Origin of the sequence: Gimesia panareensis (assembly GCF_007748155.1) — a bacterium.
GTDB lineage: Bacteria > Planctomycetota > Planctomycetia > Planctomycetales > Planctomycetaceae > Gimesia > Gimesia panareensis.
Genome location: NZ_CP037421.1, coordinates 980,770 through 983,958, shown reverse-complemented (window position 1 = coordinate 983,958; position 3,189 = coordinate 980,770). Strand labels below are relative to the sequence as shown.

The window sequence follows — 3,189 nt, the reverse complement described above, 5'->3', positions numbered from 1 at the left end:
ATCGCAGAGTGATGAAAAATAAGGAAGAGCGGGGTTATGTTACGGAAGCCTCAGCAGCGATTCTGTGGAAGCATCCGTTATTTACGGGGACAGCAGAGCGTCGCTATCGTATTCCCAAGATCGAATGGCATGACATCGCCGTTAAGAATGATCGCCAGAAACGGATCGCACATCTGACCGGACGCGTCACATCAGATGTCCCGGCGCACAGCGTGATTGTTTACGACACGGCACCTGACATACAAACCCAATATTTCCAAAAGCCATACGTGGCCCGTGTTGAGAAAGACGGGACTTTCGATATCACGATCAGCGAACCGGTGAGCGTGCAGACGCAGGGAGTATTGAAAGTCGTCGCCTGTTGCGAAAACGGCACGATGACCGGTGGTGGAAAAAAACGCGGACTGAAGAGCGCGCATGAGATCAAGTACCGCACATCGCGCACGGGGTATCAGTTGATCAAGTGAAATACGGTGACTGATATTTGTGGTATTTCTGTGCAGACAGTTCAGGACTGCAGGCGGTCAGAGACGCACGGAGCAACGCGTCGCCACGTGGTTTCTGACTGGGGAAATTACCGTGTCTGTGGCTCTATGAGAATCGAATTCGGGGTGGGTGGCAACTGATAAAGCAACAAACATTCTGTAAATTTCCGGGGCCTTCGGTCTCTGTGATCAGCATTAAATTGTCAGGTATCTCATGCCGGTTTCCCAGTCGTCGCTGAGTTCCACCAGGACCGCGGTCACCAGCCTCAGCAACGACTCCTCATTGGGAAACAGTCCCGCTACGCGGGTACGCCGTTTTAATTCCTTATTCTGCCGTTCCAGCATGTTTGTGGTTCGCATCCGCTTGCGATGACCGGCAGGGATGGTGAATACGGTCAGTCCTTCCGGGATGTTTTCTTCCGCCCAACTCGCCAGTTTCGGAGCTGTTTTTTCATGAGTGGAAACGAACCGTTTCAGTTCATTCAGCGCATCATCCAGGTCTCTGGCATTAAAGATATTGCGTAATTCTTCGCTCACCTGTTTGCGCAAATGAACCTTGGGAACGTATTGCATCGCGTTTTGCATCAAATGGAACTGGCAACGCTGCCAGGGCGTTCCAGCAAGCATGTTCTGTCGTGCCGCTTTCAGGCCTTCGTGTGCATCACTGACGATCAGCTTCACGCCATGCAGGCCGCGCTGGTTGAGTGAACCCAGGAATTCACGCCAATGGACTTCGGCTTCGGAGAGCGACACAGACACTCCGAGCACGCTCCGGTGACCGCTGGCCAGGACGCCGATCGCAATCAGCACGGCACAGTCCCGCACGCTGCCCTCCACGCGAACTTTTTCATAGCGGGCGTCGAGGATCAGGTATTCCACCTGCCCCAGCGGTCGATTACGCCACGTTTCCAGCTCTTCGTCGAGCAGTTTCGCTGCCCGACTGACCTGTGTACTGGTGACATCAAAGCCACAGAGTTCGGTGGTGATTTTGGCGACCTTACGGGTAGAGACGCCTTGAACATACATTTCAGCGATTGCCAGCTTCAGTGCGCGTTCACTCCGTTCGCCGCGTTCCAGTGCAGAGGGATAAAAGTCGCCGTCGCGTGTCTGGGGCACCTGCAGTTCCAGCTTTCCGAAGGCGACTTTGAAATGATTTCGGCTTGAAACCGTTGGCATAAGAACGGCGCGTTACGCTGCGTTGATACGGTTCGGCACCGAGGTATTCGGGAACGTTCCAGCTTCATCCGCTTCGTTGAACAGGATCTGGAGTGCTTGCGACATTTCATCGAATCCATGATCGGCCAGGAGCTGGACAGCGTCGAGAATGTTGTTAGATTGTTGTTGGTGGGCCATGGTTGGAGTTCCTTTTCTGTTGTGGAAAACATTAAAAAGAAACCGATCTGGCCCACCCTTTCAAGGGCTCGCCGGAGTGGTGCTTGTTATTTTCGCTACGCTCAAATAACAAGCACCACTCCGCCACACAGATAATTTACAGAAGAGATGTTACAGTAACTGGCAACTGTGGGGCTGGAATTTAGGTGGAATTGAGAATTTTTCAGTGGATGAGTTATTCAAGTGGGAATTAAGGGTGCTTAGTACTGCAAACTAATCGTTTTTTTTACGATATCCATAGCTAGTTCCATAGCAAACTTTTTATCAACAACTTCTGCAGTTTTCTTAATCTGTTGGCTATAGTTGTCTATTGATTTAGACATAGCAAGAGCTAATTTCATATATTCTGCTTGTTTAGTCTCGATGTCTTTGGCATTCAATACATCTGCTTCCATTGAACTCCTAAATATTTTTGAGACCTCGCTAGGAAACTCGTATAATATCACTGCAACATATTTAACATCGAGTTTACCAGTATTCAGGGCTTCATGATAATGTTCGAGTACTATTTGAGCCTTTTCTTCAAATCGATCTCTCTCGTCTTTTAATATTTGAAATTTGATGTTTCTAGACCATGTGAGAAATCCAAATAACGTTGTTACAATTATCCCCAAAAAAGCTGTACCAGATCCGATCAAGGCGATTATTAAAGCAGTATCGCTGGAACCACCGACCACATCTGTAAAACAAATAATAAATATATTTTCCATAGTCGCCTGTCTGATTTAATGTAAACAATTCTATTCAACTTTGGTTATTTTCGACGTATTTTCTATATCACTTTCAATCTTTGGAAGTTCGGGAGAGTGATATTCTAATTTAGGGAAATCAGTGAGAATGTTGGTTTCAAAATCATTTTGCATTCCTTCATTCATTGACTTCATAGCCTCATCCGCTTCCTTAATCGTTGTATGAAGCCCACGAACTAGCGCACCTGCAATGGGTATTTCTCCAAATAGTTCCCATCCCGAATTATACAACCATCTTGTAGTAAGACCCCACGCACCAAAAGTTGCCAAGTATGAACCATTTTTAGAGTTCCTTAGCGTCTGAATAATTTGGTTAAGTTGTTTTGCTACTTTAATACTATCGATCTCTCCACTTTGAATAATTTTTTCTAGCCATTCAGCTATCCGATCAAATAATTCAGGTATCTTTTGCTCGTCCCTGTGTTGTTGGTAGATCTTGTCAAAATCAACTTCTAAGGAAGAAGAGTCAGAGAAGTCCCACTCGTGTTACTGTAACATCTCTTCTGTAAATTATCTGTGTGGCGGAGTGGTGCTTGTTATTTGAGCGTAGCGAAAATAACAAG

At 46.9% G+C, this 3,189-nt stretch carries 5 protein-coding genes; 1 reads left to right on the top strand and 4 read right to left on the bottom strand.

The features are described 5' to 3' along the window. The coding region (locus tag Enr10x_RS03745) for a hypothetical protein (protein ID WP_232093223.1) at nt 1-467 on the top strand (467 nt) is incomplete at its 5' end. A gap of 213 nt (nt 468-680) precedes the next feature. Here Enr10x_RS03745 and Enr10x_RS03740 read toward each other — a convergent pair. The 4 genes from Enr10x_RS03740 to Enr10x_RS03730 form a co-directional block, all read right to left on the bottom strand. Then, on the bottom strand, nt 681-1,661 hold the full coding sequence (locus Enr10x_RS03740; protein WP_261343248.1) for an IS256 family transposase: 981 nt from the start codon (nt 1,659-1,661) through the stop codon (nt 681-683). A gap of 12 nt (nt 1,662-1,673) precedes the next feature. Beyond that, nucleotides 1,674-1,838 (bottom strand): hypothetical protein, encoded by a 165-nt coding sequence (locus Enr10x_RS30760; RefSeq protein WP_261343247.1) that lies wholly within the window; start codon nt 1,836-1,838, stop codon nt 1,674-1,676. Nucleotides 1,839-2,077: 239 nt separating this feature from the next. Continuing rightward, nucleotides 2,078-2,587: a hypothetical protein gene (locus Enr10x_RS03735; protein WP_145448176.1), complete on the bottom strand. Its 510-nt coding sequence runs from the start codon at nt 2,585-2,587 to the stop codon at nt 2,078-2,080. A 30-nt stretch (nt 2,588-2,617) separates the two neighbouring features. After that, on the bottom strand, nt 2,618-2,896 hold the full coding sequence (locus Enr10x_RS03730) for a hypothetical protein (protein WP_145448175.1): 279 nt from the start codon (nt 2,894-2,896) through the stop codon (nt 2,618-2,620). Nucleotides 2,897-3,189: the final 293 nt, after the last annotated feature.